This is a genomic window from Bacillus sp. FJAT-14266, assembly GCF_001719225.1.
Lineage (GTDB): Bacteria > Bacillota > Bacilli > Bacillales > Bacillaceae > Bacillus > Bacillus subtilis.
The window spans coordinates 2041288-2067359 of sequence record NZ_CP017072.1 but is presented as its reverse complement, the minus strand read 5'-3'; the positions used below and the strand labels follow the sequence as shown (position 1 = coordinate 2067359).

The following is a 26072-nucleotide window of genomic DNA, read 5'->3' as shown; positions in this document are numbered from 1 at the left end:
CACTTTATTGTTCAAGCCAATTGTAAAAAGGAACCTGCCTTTTATACTCTTTTTGCGGTTCATTTTGCTTTGCTTGTACACGCCGGAATTTTTGGCTGTGTATTTTCGCCTGCTCCACAGTTTTAAGCCCGTTTTTCTTCCATTCAAACAAAATCCGGTCAATGTAGCGGAAACTGAGTTTTCCTGATAGTACAGCCTCTTTTAACGCGTGTTTGATCAGTTGTGCGTCATGCTGATCCTGGTCCTGCCAGATCGCCAGCGTTTCACACTCCAAAGGCGATAACGGCCTTGCGAACTCTTCCTCAAAAATGGTATAAAGGCTTTTTTGTTCCCCTTCTGCTTTTCTTTCCTTTGTTTGATTCTGTGCAAGCTGAATATACTCGTACAGTTTCCCCCATAAAGGCTGAAGAGAATATTTCTCAAATTTGATGCCGTTTTGATCCTCGCATTCTTCAATAAACAGAAAGCCTTTTTGAATAAACATCCGCAATCTGTTTGTGCATTCTTCAACAGAAATTGACATACCTTCCTGCAGCTGATTCGGTGTAGGAAAATATGATCCTTTTTCTAAATGCATTTTAATTTTTAACAGCAGAATAAGTTCAGTTTCATTAAGCCCAAGCTGTTTATAATGCGTGAGCAGAAGATTGGGGATGGTTGATGTTCCCTGCTCCTGCATATCAATAAATTGCTGTTTTTTCATCGTCACACCTCTTACTGTAAAGGATTGTGATTGCCCCTTTACTGTAAAAAGTCTCCCTTGCAGGAGACTCTTTTTTGTTTCATTTGAATGTATTACGGATACAGACGGTTTAACAGTCTTGGGAACGGGATCGTTTCACGAACGTGAGGCGCTCCGCTGATCCAAGCTACTGTCCGCTCTAATCCAAGGCCGAAGCCGGAATGAGGAACTGATCCATATTTTCTAAGTTCAGCATACCATTTATATGCGTCAGAATCCAGTCCATGTTCTTTTAGACGCGATTCCAAAAGTTCCATATCGTGAATCCGTTCAGACCCGCCGATGATTTCTCCATAGCCTTCCGGCGCAATCAAGTCAGCGCAAAGCACAACGTCCTCACGGTCAGAAGCCGGCTGCATATAGAACGGTTTTAAGGACGTCGGATAGCGAGTGATGAATACCGGTTTGTCATAATGTTCAGCAATCGCTGTTTCATGAGGCGCTCCGAAATCATCTCCCCACTCGATATCGTCAAAGCCTTTTTCTTTCAGAAATTCAATCGCTTCATCATACGTAATTCTTGGGAACGGAGCTTTGATTTGCTCAAGTTTTGACGTGTCTCTTCCCAATGTGTTTAGTTCAATTTTGCAATTTTTAAGAACTGATTGCACGATGAAAGAAACGTAATTTTCCTGTACTTGAAGGTTTTCTTCAAATTCTACAAACGCCATTTCCGGTTCGATCATCCAGAATTCGATTAAGTGACGCTTTGTTTTAGACTTTTCCGCTCTGAATGTCGGTCCGAAAGAGAATACTTTTCCTAAAGCCATTGCCGCAGCTTCCATGTAGAGCTGGCCGCTTTGAGACAGATATGCATCTTCATCAAAGTACTTTGTCGCAAAGAGTTCTGTTGTTCCTTCAGGTGCGCTTCCAGTCAAAATCGGCGGATCCACTTTTACGAAGCCTTCGTTATTAAAGAATTCGTAAGTCGCGCGAATGATTTCATTACGGATTTTCATGATCGCATGCTGGCGCTTTGAACGCAGCCATAAATGTCTGTGATCCATCAAAAATTCCGTTCCGTGTTCTTTTGGTGTAATTGGATAATCGGTCGCTTCGTGAATGACTTCAATATCTGTCACAGCAAGTTCATATCCAAGCGGAGAACGCTCGTCCTCTTTGACAATCCCTTTTATATAGAGCGACGTTTCCTGCGTCACTGATTTAGCTGTTTGGAAAATGCTTTCTTCCACTTCCGCTTTTACTACGACACCCTGAATAAAACCGGTACCGTCCCGAAGCTGTAAAAACGCAATTTTCCCGCTTGAACGCTTATTAGCGACCCAAGCTCCGATCGTTACTTCCTCACCTACGTGCTTGTACACTTGGTTGATTGTTGTTTTCAACATATTTCCCTCCAAAACAAGAAAGACATTCGGAAGCTCATTGCCCCGCGAACTCTTTTATCATCACTTTATTATACCCGCTCTTAACTAACCGGGTCAATGCAGATAAAAAGCGGCTTTTCTGTCAGCCGCTTTTTGATCTGTTAGCTATGTTTTTCTACAAAACGCTTGATTCTTTCAATGGCTTTTTCAAGAAGATCTAACGATGTTGCATAAGAAAGACGGACATTCTCAGGAGAGCCAAATCCGGATCCTGGAACAATCGCAACTTTTTCCTCCTCGAGAAGCGCTTTAACAAATTCATCTACATCTTTGAAACCGCAAGATTGAGCTGCCTCTTTTGCATTTGGGAACAAGTAAAAAGCACCTTCCGGCTTCACACAGCTGAACCCTGGGATTTCTATGAGCTTTGCATAGATCGTATTTAATCTATGTTCAAATGCTTCTCTCATTTCTTCCAATGGCTCAGAAGGCCCGTTATAAGCAGCAATCGCTCCGTATTGTGCGATTGATGTCGGGTTTGACGTGCTGTGGCTTGCAAGGTTCGTCATCGCTTTAATAATGTCTTCAGAGCCTGCCGCATAACCGATTCTCCAGCCTGTCATGCTGTGGGACTTCGATACGCCGTTTATAATGACCGTTTGCTCTTTCAGTCTGTCTGACAGCTGTGCAATGGAAACATGTTTCTTTCCGCCGTATGTAAGTTTTTCATAAATTTCATCTGACACAATCAAGATATCATGTTCAAGGCACACTTCACCGAGCGCAGATAGTTCTTCTTCCGTATACATGACACCAGTCGGGTTGCTTGGAGAGTTAATAACGATTGCTTTTGTTTTTTCCGTAATTGCATTTTTCAGCTGCTCAGGCGAAATTTTGAAGTGATTTTCCTCAAGCCCTTCTACATAAACAGGCTTTCCGCCAGCGAGTTTCACCTGCTCCGGGTAGCTTACCCAGTAAGGCGTTGGAATAATAACTTCATCTTCTTCATCCAAAATCACTTGGAAAAGGGTATACAGAGCATGTTTGGCACCAGTGCAGACAATAATTTGAGACGGTTTGTATTCAATATTCTGGTCGCGTTTAAATTTCTCTGCAATGCTGTTTTTCAGTTCAGCCAAACCACCGGAAGGCGTGTATTTCGTATGGCCCTCGTTCATCGAACGCACAGCGGCATCAATAATATGCTGCGGTGTATTGAAGTCAGGCTCGCCTGCTCCTAAGCCGATGACATCATGGCCTGCGGCTTTCAGTTCTTTCGCTTTCGCTGTGATTGCCAGTGTGGTTGATGGTGTTAATGCGGATACTCTTTTTGCCAGTTTCAACTTGAACTCCCCCTAATTCGTCTTAAGGCGTGATATTTTTGAGAATCTTTCCAGTTGTAAAGTCCACATAACTTAAACTGTATTGCCCTTCTTTGTCTAAGTACGTCACTTCCCAAAGCAGGACGTTTCCTTCTCTTGCCAGATGAACCTCTTTTTGCTTTGAAACCAGCCCTTCATCCTTTATGATTTTCGCCGCTTTGTCTTCAGAGATTCCCTCTTTCGCTTCTTTTGAGAGAATTTTTGCTTTTTTATCAGCAGGAACCCAGACATATAATGCAGTGCCTTTTTTATCCGTTCCCTTTACAACATAATATTTTTCTTTTCCGACAAATGTTTCGACTTGATCAACATGGGCGAGATCGGTTTCTTTTTTAGCTTCAGCAGCTGCTGCTTCGTGCCCCTCTTCCTTTTGTGCCATGGCTGATTTATAAATGCTTGCCGAGACAAGAAGTACTGCTAAAAAAATAATACCAAAAATGACGGTAAATATTAATGCTTTTTTTCTCATCTTCTCACCTACGTACGATAAATGGTAAAAACGGCTTGGTTTTTGTTTTCTTCATCCAGCGCAAGGCCGAACATCAGATTTTCTCTTTTCAGTGTACGATTCAATGTGTCCACAATTTTATACAGATCATCAGAATGCTCTACATTAATTGTTGAAAGAATTTCGATTTTACTTTCCATTTTTTCATCCTCCAGTTTGAACAAATATTGTTAGTCATACTCCATTTCAGGACACGCCATACTAGTATCACAGAGCGGGAAATCCGCTTTTAAATAAAACACCATCCTACTCCCACACCGCAAAAGCCGCTTTATGCGGCTTTTATTCTTTTTCCCCTGCAACATAAGCTTCAAGCTCGCTGTCAGTCATTTCGGATACTGAGGTTGTCGGCAAGGCATCAAGAAACAGCCGGCCGTAACCAGCGGTTTTAATCCGTCTGTCCAATATAATAATCGTTCCCTTGTCTCCCGCAGAACGCAGCAAGCGTCCAATTCCTTGCCTAAAGGTCAGCACAGCTTCCGGTAATGACACTGTTTGAAACGGATTCTTTCCTTTTTTGCGGGCAAGCTCACATTTTGCAGCATGAAGCGGGTGATCAGGGGACCGGAATGGGAGCCTCACGATCATTACTGTCGTCAGCTCATCACCAGGGAAATCAACGCCTTCCCAAAAATGATTTGTTCCGAGCAGGATCGCCTGATTGGATGTTTTAAAAGTCTTCATCAGCTTGCCGGGACTTCCGCCTGTAATCCCTTGTGCCAAGAGCTGAATGCCGGAAGCACTCATGTTATGCTTAAGCTCCTGGTGAACCTTTTTCAGCATATCATGGGATGTAAACAGCACAAGGATTTTAGGCTGTTTTTCCTTTGCCATCAGTTCGATATAACGGGCTGTATCCTGTATAAATTCAGGTTGCCCTGTATCCTGAATTGATTTCATTTCTTTTGGAATCATCACCTGCATACGCTCATCGTAAGAAAAGGGTGACTCAATTCTCATTGTCCGCGGGAAAAAGTCACTCAGTCCCAGTCGTTCAATCATAAATTGAAAAGAACCTTCGACTGTAAGGGTTGCAGATGTCAGCACCACACTATTTTTGCGCGCGAAAAACTGATCAGCCAGAAGTTCACCAGGTTCAAGAGGCTGTGCGTAAATGGCCACTGCATTTTTCGCACCCTTTGCATCTATTTCAATCCAAACCGCTTCATCGTCATCAGACCCAAAGAAGAGCTTCTGCAACGTCTGACAGTAATGCTGCAAGCCTTTCATGCTTCTTTGGTATTCATCGGCTAAAAAGACGGTTTTGCTCTTCATACCCTTCAAATGTTTTTCCATCAGGGATGACTGTGCCTCAAAAAGCTGCTGCAAATGTGTCAGCATGGAACAAAGCCTCTCCGCACCATCCGTTAAGATCGACCAGCTTTTATCCTGGCTTTCTTTGTTCACCTTAAACACTAGACGGTTTAAGTCTTCTTTAGGTTTTCTTCGTTTGACAAAAGAATGTACAGAGCTGAAGAAAGCATCACTTTCTGCTTGAACGTGCTGAAGCCACTCTTCCAATTCGAAAAATGAATCAACCGGCAGGCTGTTTCGCTGGAATAGCTGTCTCATCTTTTTAAGAAGTCCCTGCTCCTTCAGAGTGCCGATTCTGCTCAATTTCGTATGCAATTCTATGTACGTGGCTCTTTTCCCTAAATGTTCGCTTGCCGCACGTTCAAAATGGTGTGCTTCATCAATAATAAATGTGCCGCTTTCGGGAAGCCTTTTTTTCTGGCTGCCTTCATCGGTCAGCAAAAGGGAATGATTGGTGATCACCAAATCAGAGCGCATAGCAATCTGTTTGGCCCGCTCGTAAAAACCGATCACATGCTCACTGCGACTTCTTTTATAGGAGTCATCGTCATAAGCCAATCTGTCCCACAGCAATTTTCCGCCTGAAGGCAAATTCAGTTCCGCTACATCTCCTGTATTTGTCTCTGTCAGCCAAACAAGAAGCTGTGCCTTTGTCAGTACGGCATCATAATTATCATCTTCTTCATGAAGCACCTGCTCAAATTTATACAGGCATAAATAATGCGATTGCCCTTTTAAAATCGCCGCTGTTACCGGAAATGGAAACAGATCTTGGACAATCGGCAAATCCTTTGTGAGAATCTGCTGCTGTAAAAGCGTCGAATACGTGCTGATTATGACCGGCTTTTTTGATTTCTTGGCAAAAAGCGCAGCCGGAATCAGATAGCCAATCGTTTTTCCAATGCCTGGAGGAGCTTCAATCAGCGCATGCTCACGATTGGCAAACGCATCAGCCACCTCTCTCATCATCATCATTTGGCCGTCTCTTTTTTCATACCCAGGCATTAACTCTGACAGCGCTTTTTCATTTCCCGCTTCCCAGCTTTCGATCTCAAATGAGAAGTTCTCGTCCTCATTTATACGAACAGCGATAGCTTCAGGTTCTCTGACAGAAAACGAAGAAAGGCGCGTATAGCCCGGTATCTCGGTATGTCTGTTTTCATTAATGAACATATCCAACAAATGCGTCAGATCACTGATGAAATGCTGCGAAAGCCTTCTTAACTGCTTTAATGTCGGATAAGGAAGCTGCCGCAGCTTTTCAAGGATTTCCAAAAAAATAAGCCCTGTCACTTCAGCATCGCTGTCAGCCCGGTGCGGCTGATCATGCCGCAGCTGAAGCTCCTCGCTTAATTCCGTCAGCTTATACCCTTCAAATCCCGGAAAAACAATACGTGAGAGCTCGACAGTATCAAGCACTTCACAATCTGGGAGCTGAAAGCCCGCCTTATGTAGCTCATACTTGACAAATCCAAGGTCAAAATGGATATTGTGGGCGACAAAATAAGCGCCGTCAAGCAATTGGAATACTTCTTCAGCAACTGCTTCAAATGGCTGCTCATTCTCGACCATTTGATTAGAGATTCCAGTAAGCTGCTCAATAAAAGCAGGGATTGATTTATTTGGATTAATGTATTTTGAAAACCGCTCAGTAATTTGTCCATTTTCGATTACAACCGCTGCGATTTGTATGATTTTATCGCCTTTCTTCGGCGAATTCCCTGTTGTCTCTACATCTATAACAACGAACCGTTGCTTATTCATTAAAATGGACACCTCAATTCTTGCATACGACAAAAGTGTAACACGTTTTGTACGGAAATGGAGCGGCAAAACCGTTTTACTCTCAAAATCTTAAAAGAAAACCCCGATAAAGGGGGCTTTTCTTCTACAAAATTGTACGGGCTGGTTCGTTCCCCAGCATTTGTTCAATTTTGTTTTGATCATTCAGAACAGCCACTTTCGGCTCATGGCTTGCCGCTTCTTGATCAGACATCATTTTGTAGGAAATAATAATGACCTTATCTCCTTCCTGCACAAGGCGTGCGGCTGCACCGTTTAAGCATATGACGCCGCTTCCCCGTTTACCAGGAATAATATACGTTTCAAGACGTGCTCCATTATTATTATTCACAATTTGTACTTTTTCATTAGGAAGCATTCCCACAGCATCAATGAGATCTTCATCAATTGTAATGCTTCCCACATAGTTCAGGTTTGCTTCCGTAACAGTTGCCCTGTGAAGTTTGCCGCTCATCATTGTTCGATACATATTATATTCTCTCCATTTCTCGAATATCAATAATGATATTATCTATTAAACGCGCTTTTGAAAAAGCAACTGCAACAGCGAGAATCATCTTTCCAGCAATTTCATTCACAGGCTCGAGTTCCGGATAGGAATAAAGCTCTACATAGTCTATAGTTCCGCTTGTCGTTTCAATGATTTCTTTTGCAGATTTTATCACCGCTTCAGGATCTCTTTCACCGGCTTGGATCAGCTCCGCACTTGTTTGAAGGGCCCGATACAGCTTAGGCGCTTCTTTTCTTTCCTCAGCTGTTAAGTATACATTGCGAGAGCTTTTGGCTAAGCCGTCTTCCTCTCTGACCGTATCGACAGGAACCAATTCAATATCCATGAAGAAGTCACTGATTAACCCATCAACAACAGCTACCTGCTGCGCATCCTTTAAACCGAAATAGGCACGAGTCGGCTTGACTAGGTTGAAAAGCTTCGTCAGTACGATCGCGACCCCGTCAAAATGTCCTTCTCTTGAGCGTCCGCATAACACGTCTGTGCGTCTTTCTACATGGATCGTGACATTCTTTTCACCGGGATACATATCCTTAGCATCTGGCGTAAAAAGAATATCGACTCCAGCTTTTTCTGCAAGAGCTGCATCCCGCTCAATATCGCGCGGATATGCTTCAAAATCTTCATTAGGGCCGAATTGTGCAGGATTCACAAAAATACTCATAATAACGGCGTCGTTTTCTTGTCTTGCTTTGTCTGCTAAGGTTAAATGCCCCTCATGCAGAAACCCCATCGTCGGAACAAACCCGATTGACTTGCCCTCTGAATGGTATTGTTTTATGGCTTCTTTCAGCTGTGAAATATCAGTAATCTGTCTCATCTTATTTTCCCCCGTACAAGCCGTCAAGCACTGTCTGGTTCATTTGAAAGGAATGCTTTTGTTCAGGGAAAGCACGATGTCTTACATCCTGAACATATCCGCTGATTGCTGTTTCGATGGTTTCATCAATGCGCGTATATTGCTTTACAAATTTAGGTGTTCTCTCAACACCGTGGCCGATAATATCATGATAAACGAGAACTTGTCCGTCTGCTTTCACACCAGCCCCGATTCCAATGACCGGTATGCTTAGCGTCTCGGCAATTTTGGCTGTGAGTTCTGCCGGCACACATTCCAGCACAAGCATCATAGCTCCTGCTTCTTCGCATTTTATACTGTCTTCTATTAATTTTTTGGCGCTTTGTTCGTCTTTGCCCTGTACTTTATAGCCGCCCAGTACGCCGACTGACTGCGGTGTCAAACCTAAGTGACTGACTACTGGAATGCCTCCAAGCGTTAATGCGCGAATGGATTCAAACACGCCTTCTCCACCCTCAAGCTTCAGTGCGTCAGCTCCGCTTTCCTGAACGATAGCCGCTGCATTTTTCAGCGTATCTTCCTTAGACAGGTGATAAGACATAAACGGCATATCTGTCACAATAAAGGTATTCGGCGCCCCCCTTTTAACGGCTTTTGTATGATGGATCATGTCCGCAACTGTCACACCGACAGTTGAATCAAGGCCGAGGACGACCATCCCGAGTGAATCACCGACTAAAATCATGTCAACTCCCGCTTGTTCAGCAAGTTTAGCTGCCGGATAATCATAAGCGGTCAGCATGACAATCGGTTCTTCAGACTCCTTCATTTTTAGAAAATCCAGTTTTGTTTTCATGTTTTCTCCTCCTTATGTTTAGAGGAGATGATCTGCCGTTTTCTTCTGCAAGCCAAAAAACCTTCCGTTACAACGAGAAGGATTCTTCACTTTCTAAAGTTCGGCGAGTTTCATCCCTCTGTCCCAGTCCTTTTTTGGATCAAGGCAGACTGCTGCAATGTCTATCTATTTTAATAATAGGTGCAGTTCGCAGGCGATACTGCCCAATGGAAGTATACCAAAATCAACGGGCTTGTACCAACACATTAGCCCAATTCGATATCGGCAGAATAGATTTTTTTAATGCCTTCGTTCGTTTCTAAAAGCAGAACGCCTTCATCATCTATACCTAACGCCTTACCGTAAAAGGTTCCGTTTAACGTTCTGGCTCTCATATTAGTGCCAATACCGAGCGCATAGCTTTCCCATAAAAGCTTAATCGGCGTAAATCCGTGCGTCATATAATCCCGGTACCGTTTCTCAAAGCATAGTAAAATATGCTGGATGACGCCGGCCCGATCAATTTTTTCCCCAGCAGCTTGGCTGAGGCTTGTCGCGATGTCCTTCAATTCATCTGGAAAATCATTAGGCTGCTGGTTAACGTTAATGCCGATCCCAATGATCACTGAACGTACGCGGTCTTCTTCAGCCTGCATTTCCGTTAGGATGCCGACTGTTTTTTTTCCGTTAATCAAAATATCATTTGGCCATTTAATATCCGTTTGGATGCCTGCTGCCTCTTCTATTCCCTGCACAACAGCTACTGCAGCAAGCAGAGTCAGCTGCGGTGTTTTTTGGAGCGGAATGTCAGGCCGCAAAATCAGGCTCATCCAAACGCCGTTTCCTTCTTGAGAATGCCATACCCTAGACATTCGGCCCCTTCCGGCAGTTTGTTTGTCAGCCACCACGAGGGTGCCTTCCGGTGCGTTATTATTCGCGAGCTCATGAGCCGTTTTTTGCGTGCTTGAAAGAACGTCATGGTAAATAAGATGCTGGCCCATCACTTCCGTTTTTAATCCAAAACGAATTTCGCTTTCACTGAGTTTTCCGGGCTTTTTGATGAGCCGATATCCTTTTCTTCTAACGGCTTCTACTTCATAACCCTCTTTCCGAAGCTCTTCAATATGCTTCCACACAGCAGTTCTTGAACAGCCGAGAGCATCACTGATTTTTTGGCCGGAAATAAATTCATTGCCGGCCTGAGAAAATAATTCAATAAGGTCTTTTCTTAATGTTGACCGCATGTCTTCAGCCACTCCTCTATGTGTTTCTTTTGATTGGAGAGCTTCCCTGTCACAACAGCCTGCTCGATCCGCTGTAATTCTTCTGACACCCATTTTCCGGCCGGCCGGTTTCGAAGCGCAAGCAAGTCCTTACCCGTGATATCAAGATCCTTAAGGCTTTTGATCGGCAGGTTTTGATAAGCGTACTGAATGTCCTTCAGTTTCTTTTCATCCAGTTTTTCGTTTTGCCGAAGCTGCGATATTTTGGCCGCTGAGAGCAGTGCTTTTTCCCCAGCTCTGTACATTGTCATTACGTCAAGGCTCTGGCCAAACGTATCGGCAATGTGAATGGCTTCCTTGATCACTTTTCCCGGGAGCTTCCAGGCTTTCAGGAAAAGGGGCGCATCTTTCAAGACTATGTCAAGGTTAATTAAAAGAGCAGCCCAAAGTTCCTCACGGGATGTTAAAGAGAAGAATGGAAACTCACTCGTTGAAATCAGGTTTTCTCGTTTATGATAAAAACCAGGAAGCTCTTCATACAATCTCGTTTGAATGAGTGTTTGAAGCGCCTGGCGAGAAGCTCTTCCCTGCAGCAATTTCTCGAACTCTATAGTTTTTCGTTCGACCGAAACATGGGAGAGGAGTGATTTTTCTTTCGCAATGGCTTCTTCTGTTTCCGGTGAAAGCGTAAAGCCAAGCTGGCTCATAAAGCGTACGGCTCTCAGCATACGAAGCGCATCCTCTTGAAATCTATCCTCAGGCTTTCCAACGGTTCGAATCACTTTCTGATCAATATCTTTCTTGCCGCCAAAATAATCAAGCACCTTCCCATCCGCTGTCATGGCCATCGCATTGATCGTTAAATCTCTGCGTTTTAGATCCTCTTCTAATGATGAGATAAATTGTACTTCTGACGGTCTTCTGAAATCAACATAATCAGATTCAGTCCGGAATGTCGTGACTTCATAGGTTTCATCCTCCCAGAGCACAATAATGGTCCCGTGCTCTTTGCCTACATCAACAGTCCGCTGAAACAGCCGTTCTACTTGATCAGGTGCCGCATCTGTCGCGATATCGACATCTCCGATCGTTCGTTTCATATAGCTGTCACGAACTGCGCCCCCGACAAAATAAGCCTGATGGCCTGCTTCGATTAAGATGCGGAGCACGGGAAGTGCTTTGATAAAAACTTTTTCCATGTGATCACTCCGGTTCTGCTAAATCGGCATAAATCTGTTCATACTGGCTGACAATTTTTTTGGAAGAAAATTCATTTTCAAGCATCTCTATTGCCGCCTTTGTAAAACGATTGCTTAGCTGTTCATCTTCTAAAATGCTCATCGCGCGGGCTGTTGCGGCCCCAACATCACCGACGTCCACCAAAAATCCGCTCACATTGTTTTTAATAACCTCAGGGATACCGCCAATATTTGTTCCGATACAAGGCACTCCGCAAGCCATCGCTTCAAGCAGGACAAGTCCAAAGCTTTCTTTTTCAGATAGCAGCAGCTTCAAATCGCTAATAGAATAAAGCTCTTCAACACGGTCTTGATTTCCAAGCATTAAGACTTGGTCTTCCAAGCCATATTTTCTGATAAGCTCGCAGGCTGTCGATTTCTCCGGACCGTCTCCGACTAAAAGCAGCTTCGCTTTCGTTTTGCCAGCGATATTGCGGAACACACGGATGACATCCTGCACGCGTTTAACTTTTCTGAAGTTGGACACATGGATGACGACTTTTTCATCTGGTAAAATTCCATGTTTCTCTTTAATTACCGCTGTGTTTTTCTTCAGATACACGCGCTCGTCTATAAAGTTATAAATCGTTTCAATTTTTTTCTCCGGTTTAATTAAATCGTATGTTTCAGCCGCAAGCGCTGAGGAGACGGCCGTCACCCTGTCTGATGACTCAATGGCAAAACGGATTAGATCTTTTAGAGACGGATCGTAACCTAACACCGTGATATCCGTGCCATGCAAAGTTGTAACAATGCCGATATTGCGTTTCAGCATTTGTTTTGCAAGATAGGCGCAAACGGCATGCGGGAGAGCATAGTGAGCATGGATAATGTCTAAATTCTCCCGTTCCGCCACCTCTGCGATTTTGCTTGCCAATGTCAAATCATACGGAGGATACTTAAAAACAGCATATTGATTAACCTCAACTTCATGAAAATGAATATTGGAATGATATGTATTCAGTCTAAACGGAATGCTTGATGTGATGAAATGGATTTCATGTCCCTTTTCAGCAAGCTGCTTCCCCAGTTCTGTCGCAATGATACCTGAGCCTCCAACGCTCGGATAGCATGTGATTCCTATTTTTAGTTTTCTCATTGTTCGCCCCCAAGCACATCATGATCAAGCATCAGCATCCGTTTGGAAAAGAAACCTTCGGCATACTCCACGCCCGCTTCTTTACCGTAAAGCTTTTCTCTCGCTTCAACGATTTCAATATACCCATTCGTCAGAGGAGTAGAAACGGAATCCTTTGACGGGATAAACTGGCTTTTGTAGGCGTTGAGGCTTTGTTTCTTTGCCTCTATTGTATCCGAGATATCAATAACAAAATCCGGCTGATGAAAACCATTTATCATATAATAGTAAACCTTGCTGACTTTATGCGCCGGAAGGCTTTTTTCGTCTTTATATTTATGGATTCCGGCGGAAAAGATCGCTTCTTCCACCAGTGCAGCCGCATTGCCGTGATCCGGATGGCGATCCTTTTTATACGGCATAAAAACCGCTTTTGGCCGACAGGTTCTGATGACAGTGACAATTGACCGAATTGCCTGATCACTCATTATTAGGCCGCGGTCTGGAAGCGTTAGCTGAATTCTTTTATCTGCGCCTAATATGCGGGCTGCTTCAGCTGCTTCTTCTTTACGCAAACTGACCGTACCGTTAGAAGAGAGTTCCGCTTCTGTCAAATCGCATATCATTACTTTTTTTTCCTGTTTGACAAACTTCGCTATTGTGCCGCCCATTCCGATCTCGACATCATCACTGTGGGCGCCAAAAGCAAGAACGTCAGCATTATACATTCGGCTCTTCTCCCCGAAGAAGGTCACGGAATTCGAAAACACCTTCATCAAGTGTGCGGACGAGAATTTCCGCAGTACCCATATTTGTGGCGAGCGGAATGGAATACACATCACATAACCGGATTAATGCCGAGACATCCGGTTCATGCGGCTGCGCGGTCAGCGGGTCGCGCAAAAAAATGACAAGATCGAGTGCATTGGCAGCGATCAGTGCACCGATTTGCTGGTCTCCCCCTAAAGGGCCGGATTGAAAACGTTCAATTTGAAGACCTGTCGCCTCATGAATTTTCAACCCTGTGGTTCCGGTTGCATATAGATCATGATTCTTTAAAATATCCCGATAGGCAGTCGTAAATTGAACCATATCCTGTTTTTTCTTGTCATGCGCGATCAAAGCAATTTTCATTGTTTATCCCCCCGTCTAATCAATGATATTTTCTAAACCATACACAAGCTGATCAATCTTCATGACTTGTTCGACTGACAGTTTAACGCCTGACATGAAAGAAGCACGGTTATAAGAATCATGGCGTATCTGAAGCGTTTGGCCATCCATGCCGAACATGACCTCCTGATGCGCGATCAGTCCCGGAAGACGGACGCTGTGCAAGCGAATGCCGTTTTGCTCCGCTCCTCTTGCTCCTGGGAGAATTTCTTTTTCATCCGGATGTCCTTGCTGCTTTTCTTTACGGACTTCTGAAATCATTTCCGCTGTTTTAAGCGCAGTCCCGCTTGGTGCGTCAAGCTTCTGGTCATGATGAAGCTCAATAATCTCAACATCCTCAAAATAGTTGGCAGCCATTTTTGAAAATTTCATCATCAGTATCGCACCGAGCGCAAAATTTGGCGCGATGATGGCTCCGATCCCTTTTTCTTCTGTTAAAGATGTGAGCTCTTTTAAATCAGCTTCTGAGAAACCGGTTGTTCCGACAACTGGACGGACTCCGTGCTCTAATGCAATTTTTGTATGTACTTTTCCGATTTCGGGCGTTGTTAAGTCAATCAAGACATCCGGTTGTGTTTCTGTAAAACAGGCATGGATATCTGTGTAAATGTAAGCATCTGACTCAACAGGCATCACATCAGATAATTTTTGCTGATCGTATGTATGGTCTATGGCCCCGACAAGGTCAAAATGAGGTGTTCGTTCTGCCAATTTAACAGCTTCCTGCCCCATTCTTCCACGCGGTCCCGCAATGACTACTTTAATTGTTTCGTTTGACATCTTGATCTCCTCTACTTTCCTTCTTCTTTTCTGGTCCAGCGATCTTTATCTCTTGTATTAAATTTATGCATGACTCGGTCGTGAGCTTCCTCTAAAGAGATATCAAGAGAGTTGGCTAAACAAACCAATACAAATAGCACATCGCCCATTTCCTCTTCCATGCTTTTATCATCTTCAGTCGCTTTTTTTGGTTTTTCTCCATAACGGTGATTCACTTCTCTGGCAAGCTCGCCCAGTTCTTCAGTCAGCCTCGCCATCATGGCCAGCGGGCTAAAATATCCTTCTTTAAATTGGCCGATGTAACGGTCTACTTCAGCCTGTATGTCTTTCATTGTTTTATCACTCACTGAACGAAACCTCCTATCATCCTCTTACATGTTAGCTAATTCAGATACGTTTGACAAATGTTTAAGCACGTTTGCTGTTTTCTTTTTCATCCACTATAATATAAACGCTATCTAATGGAAGGAAAAGGGGTTTTGTGTGATGCTTGGAGAAATTAGATTAAAAAACATATTTTTTATTTTAATCGGAGCGGCAATTTTTTCATTTGGCTTGGTTCATTTCAATATGCAGAACAATCTGGCTGAGGGCGGTTTTACAGGTATTACACTTTTGCTTTATGCCCTTTTCCACATCAGCCCCTCTATCTCGAACCTGGTGTTGAACATTCCGATTTTTTTTATTGGCTGGCGTTTGCTCGGCAGGACAATGTTTGTTTATACCCTTGTCGGCACTGTAGCCTTGTCTTTGTTCCTCAGCATCTTTCAGCGATATGAAATCCATATGCCTCTTCAGCACGACTTAGCGCTCGCCGCTTTATTTGCCGGCGTATTCATCGGAGCCGGACTGGGTATTATTTTTAAGTTCGGCGGTACGACAGGCGGTGTTGATATCATCGCACGTTTAGTGAATAAGTATTTTGGGATCCCGATGGGCAGAACGATGTTTGCTTTCGATGCCTGCGTCATCATTTTGTCTTTGCTTACTTATCTCTCCTATAAAGAAGCGATGTATACGCTGGTAGCTGTATTTGTAGCGGCAAGATTAATCGATTTTATTCAGGAAGGCGGATACGCTGCTAAAGGCGCTACGATCATCTCTTCGAAAAACGACCTGATTCAGAAAAAGATTCTTGAAGAAATGGAACGGGGCGTCACCATTTTGAAAGGACAAGGTTCCTACACAAAAGAGGATATAGATGTACTTTATTGTGTGGTGCCGAAAAACGAATTGGTGATGCTGAAAAGCGTGATTAACTCCATTGATCCCCATGCCTTTGTAGCGGTAAGCGATGTTCACGATGTGCTCGGAGAAGGATTTACGCTTGATGAAAATAAAAATCCGCTTCCGCGCTGACATGTAATAGAAAAAAGGCGGCTGACCGCCGCCCCTCATCCTTATTTAGGGTAGTCCCTTTTTTTCAGCTTGTTTTTTTCCGCCTTGTACTTTCTGTAACCGACATAGGTAAGAGCAGTAATGATGATACTGCCGGTTGTAATGATCACCCAGAGTAAAGACGGATCGGCATCATCCTCCTCCACCCTGTCAAACACATTTTTCAGGTCATGCTGAAGAAGGGAAAGCCGTTCAAGCTTCGTGCTCTCTGTCATTTGCTGAAATTCCTCTTGCTCAATAACATCTATATGTTTTCCGACAGTTTCAAGCTGATCCTCTGATACATCGATTGTAAGACTGGGGTAAATCAAGTCATATAAACTGATAAATTCATTCCATTTTTCATGAAAGCTTGTGCTTCCATTCTTTTGGACATCTCGCTTCAGTTCAGTAAAAGCTTCCATAATCGGTTTTTCCAGTGAGCCCCAAAGCGGGTCAGACTGATTGTCAACCGCATCCATCAGCATTCTGAACTGCGCGGCTGCTCTGAGTTTTTGTGTGTCTGATGTATCAGCTTGCTTTAAACTCCGAACCATATCATTATAGCCCAATGTGATTTGACGAATTTGGGCTCCCGTTAGCATGGGGTCTTGCTGTTTTTTCTCAGCGGATTTTAATGTTTTTTCAAAATACTCCAAGACTTGAAGCGCCTCTTCATATTTCGCCTGTCGGGTCATTTGAAAGACTGTATCGGATAAATCATTCAATTCCTCGAGGCTTCCCCGCTCTGCAGCCTTGGCATTTCCATTATAAAAAATAAGTGCAATCAACAAACAGATCGTCAGCTTTCGTTTCATGCAGGTCCCTCCCACTCTCTCTCCTTACAGAATATGAAGAAAGGGACAAGGATAGACCAACATTGTCTTTACATCGGCTCAAGCTTCGTTTGCTTTTTTGAGACCACAAGAAAGTAAGCAAGCGCGATTGAAAAGATACTTAGCCAAAATGTTCCGTATCCTATTTCAGTCATATAATCAGAAAGCATAGAGTATTGCGGCATCATATCAAACAAGTAGTCAATGACATCGTTATGCAGTGTCCAGACTGCAACAATTGCAAGATGCCAAAATGAAAAACGAAAATACGGACTGTATAATACGCCTTGAACTGCCATTGCAAAATGCGAAGCAATTAGCATGTAGCCCTCCCACGGCAAGTCACCAGTTACTGCAAGCACAAGAAAATTCATAGCCACCGCCCATAGGCCATACTTTACGAGGGTAACTAGCGCAAGCGCCTCAAAGAACGGAGCATTCCGTTTCATGAGAAAAGCAAGCAGCACAAACAGAAAGAAAAACGTTGCTGTCGGACTGTCCGGAACAAAAATCAGGAAACGTGCCGGTGTCTCCAAAAGCTGCGGCAAGTACCAATAGTAGCCGTAAACCGTTCCCAGAAAATTAATGGCTAAGACAAGAATAAGCATCGGCCGCTGCCCTAATACATATTGAAACCATTTCACATCGAATCAACTCTCAGTCTGTAAAAATAATAAGTCCATATAAAAAAGCTGACGCCGGGTCAGCTTTTGATATTAAAAGTATATCCTTCCATTTGACAATTCACAATACGTTATTTTGCGGTTGTTTCAGAAATAAATTTTGCAAGTTCTTCGAGCTGCTTATCATTTCCTTTGAACACACCCGCCGGCATTTTGCCTTTCCCTTCTACAGCGATTTTTTTGATTTCATCCGGTTTCAGCCCGCTGTCAACCAATGAAGGTCCGGCCGCTCCTCCCTGAAGGTTATCCCCATGGCAAGAAATACAGCCCTGTTCCTTAAAAACCTTATATCCTTCTGCATTGGTGTCAATGTCGGCTTCTTTTGTAATTTTCCCCTGTTCCTCTGCCTTGGCCCAATCATGAGTAGCAACTGACTGCCACGTCAAAAATACAGCAGCGGAAATGGCCAGAAGCATCATACCGACAGCGACCGGACGCTTCCACGGCCTTCTTTCTGTCCCTCTGTCCAGGAATGGAGCCAAAAGCAGGGCCCCAAAAGCGAGACCTGGCATAATCATGGCGCCGACCACTGTAAAGCTTCCAGCGGCGTATTCATACTTCAACAGCTGGTATAAGAAAAGAAAATACCAATCCGGCAGCGGAATATAACCAGTATCAGTCGGGTCCGCCATCCGCTCCAAAGGCGGCTGATGCACAATCGTCAAAACGAGAAAACCGATGAGAAAGACAGCTCCAACCATCCATTCCTTTAACAAGAAATTTGGCCAGAAAGCCTCTGTTTTACCGGGATACTCCGAATAATCCTTCGGTATATTCGGCTTTTTTTCAGCCGGTATCCTTGAGTCGCCTACAAATTTCATCCCTTTGCCCCGGTGCATGTCATCCCCTCCCTTTTATTCGCAGATCAAGAGTTTAAAGCGGTCCTGAAATCCCCTGCTTCCGGATCATAATAAAATGTGCAGCCATCAGCCCGAACAATGCGGCAGGAAGAAAAAATACATGGATCGCAAAAAACCTAGTCAGCGTTTGGGCGCCTACAATATCCGGATGCCCTGCAAGGAGCGTTTTAACTTGCGTTCCGATCAAAGGCGTGGCTTCGGCGATCTGCAGCCCGACTTTTGTTGCAAACAGAGCCTTCATATCCCAAGGAAGCAAGTAGCCTGTAAAGCCAAGACCGAGCATAACAAAAAAGATCAGCACACCGACAATCCAGTTCAGCTCGCGCGGTTTTTTATACGCGCCTTGGAAAAAGACCCTCAGCGTATGTAAAAACATCATCACAATGACCAGGCTCGCACCCCAGTGGTGCATCCCCCTGACAATCTGGCCGAATGCCACTTCATTTTGCAAATAATATACCGATTCCCAGGCATTTTTGATATCAGGCACATAATACATCGTTAAAAACATTCCAGATAATACTTGGATAACGGTTACAAAAAACGTCAGTCCCCCAAAGCAATACACAAACGCAGAGAAATGATGGGCGGGATTCACATGTTCCGGTACTTCGTGATCGGCAATATCCCTCCACATCGGTGTAATATCAAGCCGCTCGTCTACCCAGTCATAAATTTTGTTCAGCATGTCACCCTTCCCCCTTAGGCTTTGCTTTTCCAAGATACAGGAAGCCGTCTTTTACTTCTTGCTCATAATGATCAAGAGGCGCAAGCGGCGGCGTGCCAGGGACATTGGTGCCGTCCTTTTCATAGAGTCCGTAATGGCATGGACAAAAGAATTTATTCGGGTTTTTAGGATCACTATTCCAGTTCACCGTACACCCTAAATGTTTACAAATTGGCGAAAGTGCTACAATTTCATCCCCGTTTTTGAAGACCCAGGCTGATCTTGACTCTTCTGACTCATACCAGGCATCGACTTGATTAATTTTAAAATCAAAGCGCTGCGGCTCTTTTGTCAACTCATCAACGCTGACAACCTGAACCATATCCTGCTTCCCTGTCGATTTTAATACCGGGTCGAGTGCGAAGCGAACCATAGGCATGAGCATACTAGCCGCCATAAAACCTCCTACGCCTGTGAGCGTGTAATTCAAAAATTGACGTCTGGATATATCATGTTTTCCGCCCATCTCTTCTCCCCCCTCTAGGTCACCCCTGCAAACTGACTAAAATAGAAAATATTGCAATAACTCTAGACACCCTCATAATATATGAATCTCTCAGCAAGGTCAATATAGCCAAAATATTGTTTATAAGGAAATGTAAGTGTTTTTATGAAGTGCTCCATAACTGTAACAAAACGTTCAAAATTTCAGCAGTGCGTTCATCCAATATTTTTCTTTTTAAAGAGTCATTTAAATGCTCTAATGGAACAGACGGTGTAACAATCATTTTGCCTAACGCCTCCTCAGCTCTCCAACTTTCGTCAGATGTGAGCAGGACAACATGCGGAAATTCCGTTATCAGCTCTTCCCGCAAATCCTTAAGCCCTTGAACGGTTATTTCATTTCTATCAACATATGTATAAGGCGGAAGTAAATATACCCGTCCCTTTAACTGCCTTTCAAGTTCTTCTGAGAGAAGCTGCGTAAACTCGCCTTTCTCCGCCGCCATTTTAAAATGGTTATTAACCCTTATGTTAATTAATGGTATGACAGCGGTATCAATGTAATCCTTAGCTTGTAAATAGTCCTTGGCATCAGTGATTCTCCACCTCATCGTTCTCCCCCTTTACGGCAACAAGCCTTGCAATTCACTGCAAGGCTGGTCATATTATGTGAGCTGATTTAATTGGCGCGATAATTGTTCAAATGCCTCTTTATCATGACGATCTAACGCCTCGTCAATGTCTTTTAATAATTTTTCTCTTTGGAATGTGGAAATAGCGTGCTCTAAAATCTGTTCCGCCAATCCCTGATCTTTTTTATTCTCAAAAAGGTTTTTCGGAATATGCGGGTTGGACTCCAGCACCGCCGCATATTCAGGTGAGCTGTAAGCCGAACGGAAATTAAGCTGGATAAACAAATCCTGCTGTTTATTTAATCTAATATCATGAAAAGATTTTTCCGCGTCGGTAGTCATGACATTCTCTTTATAGAACCGGAACGGAACTTCTTCAACACAATGTGTTGACATTATAATGCCTCTCGGGCAAAATTCAGCCTGCTCCACAAAATGAACCTTCTCCATGAGAGAATCATGGCTCATTAAGTAGTTCAAGATCCAAACGCACTCTCGGCGCTTTAACTGATAATGGTTTAAAAACCAACGGATAAAATCTTTTTTCTCATTGACAGAAACAGGGGTCTGCATGTAATTCCCTCCTCTATCGTTCGTATAATCTATATACTTATATGTTCCACATGAATGGTTAATATTCCTGCTTATCTAGAAAATTCATCCTCGATTCGCAAAATCGTTTCTTCAAGCTCTTCATTGGCTCCGTCCATTTCAAGAACCTTTTTCAAAAGCGGCAGCGCTTCTTTTTGAAGGCCTTCTTCTAATAGGAAGCTTGCGTATTCATATAAGAAATCTCTATCCTCCCGGTAATGAAGATAGGCAGCCTCAAAGGATTGTTTTGCTTCCTCGTATTGCTCTAATTCAGTATATGCGCTTGCAAGATACCAATTGTATTTAGGATCTTCTTCACCGTAGCTTCGAACCTCTTGAATAAGATCAATGATCTGATCATAATCCTCTTCTTTGTGATACACGGCAAGAAGTGTATGAAGCGCCTCGACAAAGCCCGGATCAAGCGCAAGCGCCTCCTGAAGCAGCTTTTTCCCCTCTTCTGACTTCCCGATTTTTAAGGCCATTTTGGCGGCATAAAGGAAAAGTTCTTTGTTATATTCATCATATCTGATCCCCTCTTTTGCCGTTTTTAATGCCTCTTCATACATTCCTTCAGCTTCATAGCTTTTCGAGAGCGGCATATAAAGTGAAGTATAAGATGGATCAAGCTCCTTTAAATCAGACAGCTGCTTAATAGCTGTTTTCACAAGCCCCGCCTGTAAGGCTGTAAAACCATAGCCGAAAATCGTATTAGGATCAGGATTCTCATCGACAGCTTTCTCATACCATGGAATGGCATCCTCAAATTCACCTGAGGCACTTAACGATTCTGCCAGTCTTTGATGGACATTAACGCCTCCGATCTCACTCTGCTCCTCAGCCGTTGTTTTAAAATATTGAACCGCTTTTGCATAGGCTCCCTGAGCAAAGTAAAGTTCTCCCAGTGCAAAATCAATAACAGGTTCATTGTCCAGAATGGACTTTGCCTGTAAAAGCTTTTGTTCACTGACTTCGAATAACCCCTGCATCTGATAAAGATCCGCCATAAGCAGCAAACTTTCCGGATATGATGGATCTGTTTCCGGAATAGTCTCCAGCACAGCGAGGGCTTTTTCTTCTTCGTCAATATCTATTAAAAGTTCAGCGTAGAAATTCGTCAGTTCTGTTTCATTTGGATATAAATCATGTAGATCACTAATCAGTGAAATTGCTTTTTCTACATCGCCCCACTCGTAATAAAGCTGGGCTGCAATGGCTTTATCTTCATCATGCAGCTGTTTTTCAGCCTTCGAGAGCGTGTTGAGGCCTTTTTCTGTTTCACCTGCTTCAACTAATTTTATGGCTTCTTGAATCAATGTATTCAAATCGGACCGGTCCTTTCTTTTCCTATACAACATCAACCATACAAAAAAGCTTTATTTGTTCGGGTTAATCTTATCATAATTCAGACGAATGCCCCCGGCAAATAAGATGCTTCTGTACGGAAGGGAATTATTGAGTCTTATTAGTTTACCAAAAGATCTTGAGATAGAAAATGAAAAAAGGAAGATCGCCCTCTGTACAGTAAAGCAGCTCTTTGACCTGCCGGCTTGTAAGTAAAGCACATCCCCCCTTTTCGTTTTTCTATCCCCTCTATAAGACAAGCTATGTTTTTTCGCCTCGAATTATGATCTGCATAAAAAATCCTGAAGTAAAACTTCAGGATTTTTTCGAAAGCTTATTTAAATGCTCGAAGAAGGTTGGATAAGAAACGTGAATGGCATCCGTGTGCTCGATTTCAATCGGCTCCTCCGTTATACAGGAAGCAATACCAAGCATCATTCCGATTCGATGATCTCCGTGGCTGGACACTGCAGCGCCGCCTTTCAACGTTTGTTTGCCATAAACCTTCATTCCATCTGCTGTCGGTTCAATTTCAGCACCCAGCTTGCGAAGCTCAGAAACAACAGTATCAATACGGTTTGTTTCTTTCACTTTTAGCTCTGCCGCGTCCTTGATAACGGTCGTTCCTTTCGCCTGAGTCGCAAGAAGCGCGATGATAGGGATCTCATCAATTAAACGCGGAATGATATCTCCTCCGATTTCAACTGCCTTTAGAGATGACGTTTCTATAATCAAATCTCCATAAGGCTCTGCACCGCTATCAGCAGATGGTTTGATTTCAAGTTTTGCCCCCATGTTTTGAAGGACATCAATAATACCTGTCCGAGTCGGATTTAAACCTACGTTTTTCAATACAATTCTGCTGTTTGGAACCATCGCGCCAGCAGCAAGGAAAAACGCGGCTGAAGAAATGTCTCCAGGAACAAAAATATCAGCAGCTGTCAGTTTCTGGCCACCAGCAATGGAAACACTCGTTTGATCTTCAGAAAGCTTAACGCCAAAAGCAGAAAGCATCCGCTCAGTGTGGTCCCGAGATTTATGGGGCTCTGTTACAGTTGTTGTGCCCTCAGCCTGTAATCCGGCCAGCAAAACAGCAGATTTAATTTGCGCGCTTGCAACAGGTGATACATAATCAATTCCTTTTAATGAAGCGCCGCTCACTGACAGCGGTGTAAACTCTCCGCCGGCTCTGCCGTCGATTTTAGCCCCCATTTTTTTCAAAGGCTCAGTCACACGCTTCATTGGGCGCTTCGCAATGCTCTCATCTCCGGCTACCGCGCTGTAAAAAGGACGGCCCGCCAATATTCCGAGCATCAGGCGAATCGTTGTACCTGAATTTCCGACATCTAAAAGGCTTTCTGGCTCTTTCAGGGCATCGATTCCTTTTCCATGAATCACGACATCGCTGCCGCTTTGCTCAATGTGAACACCCATTTTTCTAAAGCAATCGATCGTGCTCAGACAATCTGCTCCCGGCAGAAAGTTTTTAACTGTTGTTGTGCCTGCCGCTAGCGCGCCAAACATAACAGAGCGGTGAGAAATGGATTTATCACCGGGAATATGTATTTCTCCATGTAAGGTCTGCACCTTTTCTCGTTTCATTTTTTCCACCTCAATCAGCATAAAAAGTTTCATATTCCGCCCGGGCTTCAATGCATTGTTCTGCCCTTTTGCGGTCGTCATCAGACTGAAAACTGATCCTTAAAATCCCGTTAATATCCTCTCGTGTTTCGATAATGCGGATATTCGTGATACTGATGCGCTCCGCAGCTAAGATCGCTGTTATCTCGGATATTACACCCGGATGATCGGGTACATCCACATATAAATCATAAAATGCAGGTATCGCTCCCTTCTGCCGAAGCGGCAGCCCGTCACGATAATCCTTGGCGGTTTTAAAATAACGAAATAGATTTTCCGCATCTTCTTGTTCTACATATGTACGGATCTTGTCAATTTCACGAATCCACTCATCAAAACGGTCTAAGATTTTATCTTTATTATGTAATAAAATATCCCGCCACATTGCCGGGCTGCTTGATGCAATCCTTGTAATATCTCTGAATCCGCCGGCAGCAAAACGTTTAACAAGCGGATACAGGTTTTCCGAATGATGGGTTTGGTGAACAAGACTAGCTGCTACAATATGCGGAAAATGACTGATTACACTTGTAACACCATCATGCTCCTCTGGCGACATTTCCACAAAATGGGCATTCGTCCCCTTCAGCAGGTTTTTTAACTGTTCCACAGCTTGTTTGTCCGTTTTCTGGCCTGGCGTTAAAATATAAAATGCATTTTCAAACAGGAACTCCTTCGCAGCGGCCACTCCTGATTTATGTGAACCCGCCATCGGATGCCCTCCGACAAATTGATAGCGGCTAGGCAGCACTTGATCAGCGTAATCAACCACTTTTTGCTTTGTGCTTCCTACATCCGTAATCAAAAGCTCATGTTCAATTCCTGAATGAGCCAGCTCTTCAAGCATAACCAGTGTTTGTTCGACAGGTGTCGCAATGATTACTGTAGCTGCCTCTTTCGCACCGCTAATAAACGAATCAGCACGATCGTCTATCACACCTAATTTTAATGCCGCTACCGCCTGTTCATCAGAGATGTCGATTCCGATAATCCATTTGCCGGGATGATTTTTTTTGATGGCTAGGGCAATCGAACCGCCTATCAATCCGAGACCGGCGAGCAATATTGTATCTTTCATTTGATTCATACGTCATCACCTGGTTTATAGACTAAAGAGGTGATATTTGATCACCTCTTATAAAATTTCAGCTAAAATGGCAAGTATTTCTTCATTTTGCTCTTTTGTTCCGATCGTAATCCGGAGTGATGTCGGGAAACCTAATGCGTTTCCTGACCGGACGATATAGCCTTTTTCCAGCAGAGCCTGAAACAGTTCATCAGCAGGACGTTTAAAGTCAATTAACACAAAATTTGTCTGTGAAGGGTAACACTTTAAACCATGAGTTTTCGCAAAATCATAATACTGCTGAAGGCCTGCATTATTTTGCTCGACACAGGAAGCAATAAACGCTTGATCATCAAGTGCTGCAATCGCCGCAGCCTGGCCCAGACGGCTCGTATTAAACGGCTCTCTCGCCGGCTCAATCTGGCGAATCAGGCTCTCGTCAGCAATTCCGTATCCGACTCTGAGCGCTGCCAGACCGTATGCCTTTGAAAATGTGCGCAAAATCATCAAATTGGAATACTTGCTTAAGAGCGGCACGGTTTCCGGGTAATCCTCTGCTGTTACATATTCATAATATGCTTCGTCAAGAACAACAAGGACACGTGAAGGAACGCGCTCCAGAAATGCGAGTAATTCTCCTTCAGATGTATAAGTGCCAGTCGGATTATTCGGGCTGCATATCCAAACGACTTGTGTCTGTTCGTCGATGGCTTCTAACATGGCGTCTAAATCATGTGAGCCGTCGGGACGAAGTGCAATTTCACGCACTTCAGCACCTTCAATAACCGCATTATGTTTATATTGCGGAAAAGTCGGGGCAGCAGTGATCGTATTGGTTTTATTGTTTAGAAATGCCCGGCAGATGATCTGAATGATTTCATCAGAACCGTTGCCGAAAATAAGTGATGTTTCGCTGACATTGAGGTGCTTACTGAGCCTTGTCCGCAAAGCGGCGCTATACCCGTCCGGGTAAAGGGCTAGCTGTTGAATCTCATGATGAAGCGCCTCTTTTGCAGCCTCTGAACAGCCGTAAGGATTCTCGTTTGAAGCAAGCTTCACAACTTTATCCAAGCCATATTCTGATTTCACTGCTTCAATCGGCTTTCCAGGCTGATAAGGCTTCAGCTGTTTTAAATGTTCTTTGATACGCAAATCAG

At 43.7% G+C, this 26072-nt stretch carries 28 protein-coding genes; 1 reads left to right on the top strand and 27 read right to left on the bottom strand.

Annotated features, from left to right (window positions below; genetic code table 11):
- Positions 1-4: 4 nt before the first annotated feature.
- The 16 genes from dnaD to BGM23_RS10885 all read right to left on the bottom strand — a co-directional run bounded on the left by dnaD (position 5) and on the right by BGM23_RS10885 (position 15061).
- Positions 5-703: a DNA replication protein DnaD gene (gene dnaD / locus BGM23_RS10960; RefSeq protein ID WP_029726781.1), complete on the bottom strand. Its 699-nt coding sequence runs from the start codon at positions 701-703 to the stop codon at positions 5-7.
- 92 nt (positions 704-795) lie between these two features.
- Positions 796-2088, bottom strand: coding sequence for an asparagine--tRNA ligase (asnS, locus tag BGM23_RS10955; RefSeq protein WP_004398777.1), 1293 nt, complete (start codon positions 2086-2088; stop codon positions 796-798).
- Between the two features lie 143 nt (positions 2089-2231).
- On the bottom strand, positions 2232-3413 hold the full coding sequence (gene aspB / locus BGM23_RS10950) for an aspartate transaminase AspB (RefSeq protein ID WP_003230667.1): 1182 nt from the start codon (positions 3411-3413) through the stop codon (positions 2232-2234).
- 22 nt (positions 3414-3435) lie between these two features.
- Complete coding sequence (tseB, locus tag BGM23_RS10945; RefSeq protein ID WP_003230665.1) at positions 3436-3921, bottom strand: cell wall elongation/penicillin-binding protein regulator TseB; 486 nt, start codon at positions 3919-3921, stop codon at positions 3436-3438.
- An 8-nt stretch (positions 3922-3929) separates the two neighbouring features.
- Positions 3930-4100 (bottom strand): YpmA family protein, encoded by a 171-nt coding sequence (locus BGM23_RS10940; protein WP_015251828.1) that lies wholly within the window; start codon positions 4098-4100, stop codon positions 3930-3932.
- Between the two features lie 142 nt (positions 4101-4242).
- Positions 4243-7038 carry an ATP-dependent DNA helicase DinG gene (gene dinG / locus BGM23_RS10935; RefSeq protein ID WP_029726779.1) on the bottom strand — a complete coding sequence of 932 codons (2796 nt, stop codon included), beginning with the start codon at positions 7036-7038 and terminating at the stop codon, positions 4243-4245.
- A gap of 124 nt (positions 7039-7162) precedes the next feature.
- Positions 7163-7546: an aspartate 1-decarboxylase gene (gene panD, locus BGM23_RS10930; RefSeq protein ID WP_003225586.1), complete on the bottom strand. Its 384-nt coding sequence runs from the start codon at positions 7544-7546 to the stop codon at positions 7163-7165.
- Between the two features lies 1 nt (position 7547).
- Positions 7548-8408 (bottom strand): pantoate--beta-alanine ligase, encoded by an 861-nt coding sequence (gene panC / locus BGM23_RS10925; protein ID WP_046663448.1) that lies wholly within the window; start codon positions 8406-8408, stop codon positions 7548-7550.
- Between the two features lies 1 nt (position 8409).
- Entirely contained in the window at positions 8410-9243 is an 834-nt protein-coding gene (gene panB, locus BGM23_RS10920; RefSeq protein WP_003230652.1) for a 3-methyl-2-oxobutanoate hydroxymethyltransferase, read from the bottom strand.
- A gap of 245 nt (positions 9244-9488) precedes the next feature.
- On the bottom strand, positions 9489-10466 hold the full coding sequence (locus tag BGM23_RS10915; RefSeq protein WP_003230650.1) for a bifunctional biotin--[acetyl-CoA-carboxylase] synthetase/biotin operon repressor: 978 nt from the start codon (positions 10464-10466) through the stop codon (positions 9489-9491).
- On the bottom strand, positions 10451-11644 hold the full coding sequence (locus BGM23_RS10910; protein ID WP_046663449.1) for a CCA tRNA nucleotidyltransferase: 1194 nt from the start codon (positions 11642-11644) through the stop codon (positions 10451-10453). The genes BGM23_RS10915 and BGM23_RS10910 overlap by 16 nt, the downstream gene beginning before the upstream one ends.
- A gap of 4 nt (positions 11645-11648) precedes the next feature.
- A complete protein-coding gene (gene bshA, locus BGM23_RS10905) occupies positions 11649-12782 on the bottom strand; it encodes an N-acetyl-alpha-D-glucosaminyl L-malate synthase BshA (protein WP_046663450.1) in 1134 nt (377 codons plus the stop codon).
- Complete coding sequence (bshB1, locus tag BGM23_RS10900) at positions 12779-13489, bottom strand: bacillithiol biosynthesis deacetylase BshB1 (protein WP_015383958.1); 711 nt, start codon at positions 13487-13489, stop codon at positions 12779-12781. Before bshB1 ends, bshA begins: the two co-directional genes overlap by 4 nt.
- On the bottom strand, positions 13482-13895 hold the full coding sequence (mgsA, locus tag BGM23_RS10895; protein WP_003230640.1) for a methylglyoxal synthase: 414 nt from the start codon (positions 13893-13895) through the stop codon (positions 13482-13484). The genes bshB1 and mgsA overlap by 8 nt, the downstream gene beginning before the upstream one ends.
- 15 nt (positions 13896-13910) lie before the next feature.
- Positions 13911-14714 (bottom strand): 4-hydroxy-tetrahydrodipicolinate reductase, encoded by an 804-nt coding sequence (gene dapB, locus BGM23_RS10890; RefSeq protein WP_038429205.1) that lies wholly within the window; start codon positions 14712-14714, stop codon positions 13911-13913.
- Between the two features lie 11 nt (positions 14715-14725).
- Positions 14726-15061 carry a nucleotide pyrophosphohydrolase gene (locus tag BGM23_RS10885; protein ID WP_004398044.1) on the bottom strand — a complete coding sequence of 112 codons (336 nt, stop codon included), beginning with the start codon at positions 15059-15061 and terminating at the stop codon, positions 14726-14728.
- 139 nt (positions 15062-15200) lie between these two features.
- Here BGM23_RS10885 and BGM23_RS10880 point away from each other — a divergent pair, with 139 nt between their 5' ends.
- Positions 15201-16073, top strand: a complete 873-nt coding sequence (locus tag BGM23_RS10880) for a YitT family protein (protein ID WP_003230635.1) — start codon at positions 15201-15203, stop codon at positions 16071-16073.
- Positions 16074-16114: 41 nt separating this feature from the next.
- Here the strand turns inward: BGM23_RS10880 and ypjB are convergent, their stop codons facing one another.
- The 11 genes from ypjB to hisC form a co-directional block, all read right to left on the bottom strand.
- Positions 16115-16909 carry a sporulation protein YpjB gene (gene ypjB, locus BGM23_RS10875; RefSeq protein WP_046663456.1) on the bottom strand — a complete coding sequence of 265 codons (795 nt, stop codon included), beginning with the start codon at positions 16907-16909 and terminating at the stop codon, positions 16115-16117.
- Between the two features lie 68 nt (positions 16910-16977).
- Positions 16978-17571, bottom strand: coding sequence for a lipoprotein heptaprenylglyceryl N-acetyltransferase LhaT (locus BGM23_RS10870; protein WP_053581891.1), 594 nt, complete (start codon positions 17569-17571; stop codon positions 16978-16980).
- Positions 17572-17681: 110 nt separating this feature from the next.
- On the bottom strand, positions 17682-18449 hold the full coding sequence (locus BGM23_RS10865) for a menaquinol-cytochrome c reductase cytochrome b/c subunit (RefSeq protein ID WP_003225562.1): 768 nt from the start codon (positions 18447-18449) through the stop codon (positions 17682-17684).
- A gap of 34 nt (positions 18450-18483) precedes the next feature.
- Positions 18484-19158 (bottom strand): menaquinol-cytochrome c reductase cytochrome b subunit, encoded by a 675-nt coding sequence (qcrB, locus tag BGM23_RS10860; protein ID WP_003225560.1) that lies wholly within the window; start codon positions 19156-19158, stop codon positions 18484-18486.
- Between the two features lies 1 nt (position 19159).
- Positions 19160-19663, bottom strand: a complete 504-nt coding sequence (locus tag BGM23_RS10855) for a Rieske (2Fe-2S) protein (RefSeq protein ID WP_003230627.1) — start codon at positions 19661-19663, stop codon at positions 19160-19162.
- A gap of 142 nt (positions 19664-19805) precedes the next feature.
- Positions 19806-20252 carry a YpiF family protein gene (locus BGM23_RS10850; protein ID WP_029726774.1) on the bottom strand — a complete coding sequence of 149 codons (447 nt, stop codon included), beginning with the start codon at positions 20250-20252 and terminating at the stop codon, positions 19806-19808.
- Between the two features lie 54 nt (positions 20253-20306).
- Entirely contained in the window at positions 20307-20846 is a 540-nt protein-coding gene (locus BGM23_RS10845) for a ReoY family proteolytic degradation factor (protein ID WP_015251820.1), read from the bottom strand.
- Positions 20847-20917: 71 nt separating this feature from the next.
- On the bottom strand, positions 20918-22189 hold the full coding sequence (locus BGM23_RS10840) for a tetratricopeptide repeat protein (RefSeq protein ID WP_021481536.1): 1272 nt from the start codon (positions 22187-22189) through the stop codon (positions 20918-20920).
- Positions 22190-22523: 334 nt separating this feature from the next.
- The gene (aroA, locus tag BGM23_RS10835) at positions 22524-23810 is read right to left on the bottom strand and encodes a 3-phosphoshikimate 1-carboxyvinyltransferase (RefSeq protein ID WP_029726773.1); all 1287 of its coding nucleotides are present in this window, start codon (positions 23808-23810) and stop codon (positions 22524-22526) included.
- A gap of 10 nt (positions 23811-23820) precedes the next feature.
- Positions 23821-24936 (bottom strand): prephenate dehydrogenase, encoded by a 1116-nt coding sequence (locus tag BGM23_RS10830; RefSeq protein WP_046663463.1) that lies wholly within the window; start codon positions 24934-24936, stop codon positions 23821-23823.
- Positions 24937-24984: 48 nt separating this feature from the next.
- The gene (gene hisC, locus BGM23_RS10825) at positions 24985-26067 is read right to left on the bottom strand and encodes a histidinol-phosphate transaminase (RefSeq protein WP_046663465.1); all 1083 of its coding nucleotides are present in this window, start codon (positions 26065-26067) and stop codon (positions 24985-24987) included.
- Positions 26068-26072: the final 5 nt, after the last annotated feature.

Coding starts and splice junctions, on each gene's coding strand:
- BGM23_RS10910 (WP_046663449.1), bottom strand. CDS start 11,644: ATGGAAAAAGTTTTTATCAAAGCACTTCCCGTGCTCCGCATCTTAATC.
- dinG (WP_029726779.1), bottom strand. CDS start 7,038: ATGAATAAGCAACGGTTCGTTGTTATAGATGTAGAGACAACAGGGAAT.
- aroA (WP_029726773.1), bottom strand. CDS start 23,810: ATGAAACGAGAAAAGGTGCAGACCTTACATGGAGAAATACATATTCCC.
- dnaD (WP_029726781.1), bottom strand. CDS start 703: ATGAAAAAACAGCAATTTATTGATATGCAGGAGCAGGGAACATCAACC.
- BGM23_RS10940 (WP_015251828.1), bottom strand. CDS start 4,100: ATGGAAAGTAAAATCGAAATTCTTTCAACAATTAATGTAGAGCATTCT.
- BGM23_RS10830 (WP_046663463.1), bottom strand. CDS start 24,936: ATGAATCAAATGAAAGATACAATATTGCTCGCCGGTCTCGGATTGATA.
- bshA (WP_046663450.1), bottom strand. CDS start 12,782: ATGAGAAAACTAAAAATAGGAATCACATGCTATCCGAGCGTTGGAGGC.
- BGM23_RS10845 (WP_015251820.1), bottom strand. CDS start 20,846: ATGCAGACCCCTGTTTCTGTCAATGAGAAAAAAGATTTTATCCGTTGG.
- panD (WP_003225586.1), bottom strand. CDS start 7,546: ATGTATCGAACAATGATGAGCGGCAAACTTCACAGGGCAACTGTTACG.
- BGM23_RS10850 (WP_029726774.1), bottom strand. CDS start 20,252: ATGAGGTGGAGAATCACTGATGCCAAGGACTATTTACAAGCTAAGGAT.
- panB (WP_003230652.1), bottom strand. CDS start 9,243: ATGAAAACAAAACTGGATTTTCTAAAAATGAAGGAGTCTGAAGAACCG.
- BGM23_RS10880 (WP_003230635.1), top strand. CDS start 15,201: ATGCTTGGAGAAATTAGATTAAAAAACATATTTTTTATTTTAATCGGA.
- panC (WP_046663448.1), bottom strand. CDS start 8,408: ATGAGACAGATTACTGATATTTCACAGCTGAAAGAAGCCATAAAACAA.
- BGM23_RS10855 (WP_003230627.1), bottom strand. CDS start 19,663: ATGGGCGGAAAACATGATATATCCAGACGTCAATTTTTGAATTACACG.
- mgsA (WP_003230640.1), bottom strand. CDS start 13,895: ATGAAAATTGCTTTGATCGCGCATGACAAGAAAAAACAGGATATGGTT.
- qcrB (WP_003225560.1), bottom strand. CDS start 19,158: ATGCTGAACAAAATTTATGACTGGGTAGACGAGCGGCTTGATATTACA.
- BGM23_RS10915 (WP_003230650.1), bottom strand. CDS start 10,466: ATGCGGTCAACATTAAGAAAAGACCTTATTGAATTATTTTCTCAGGCC.
- bshB1 (WP_015383958.1), bottom strand. CDS start 13,489: ATGTATAATGCTGACGTTCTTGCTTTTGGCGCCCACAGTGATGATGTC.
- dapB (WP_038429205.1), bottom strand. CDS start 14,714: ATGTCAAACGAAACAATTAAAGTAGTCATTGCGGGACCGCGTGGAAGA.
- tseB (WP_003230665.1), bottom strand. CDS start 3,921: ATGAGAAAAAAAGCATTAATATTTACCGTCATTTTTGGTATTATTTTT.
- ypjB (WP_046663456.1), bottom strand. CDS start 16,909: ATGAAACGAAAGCTGACGATCTGTTTGTTGATTGCACTTATTTTTTAT.
- BGM23_RS10865 (WP_003225562.1), bottom strand. CDS start 18,449: ATGCACCGGGGCAAAGGGATGAAATTTGTAGGCGACTCAAGGATACCG.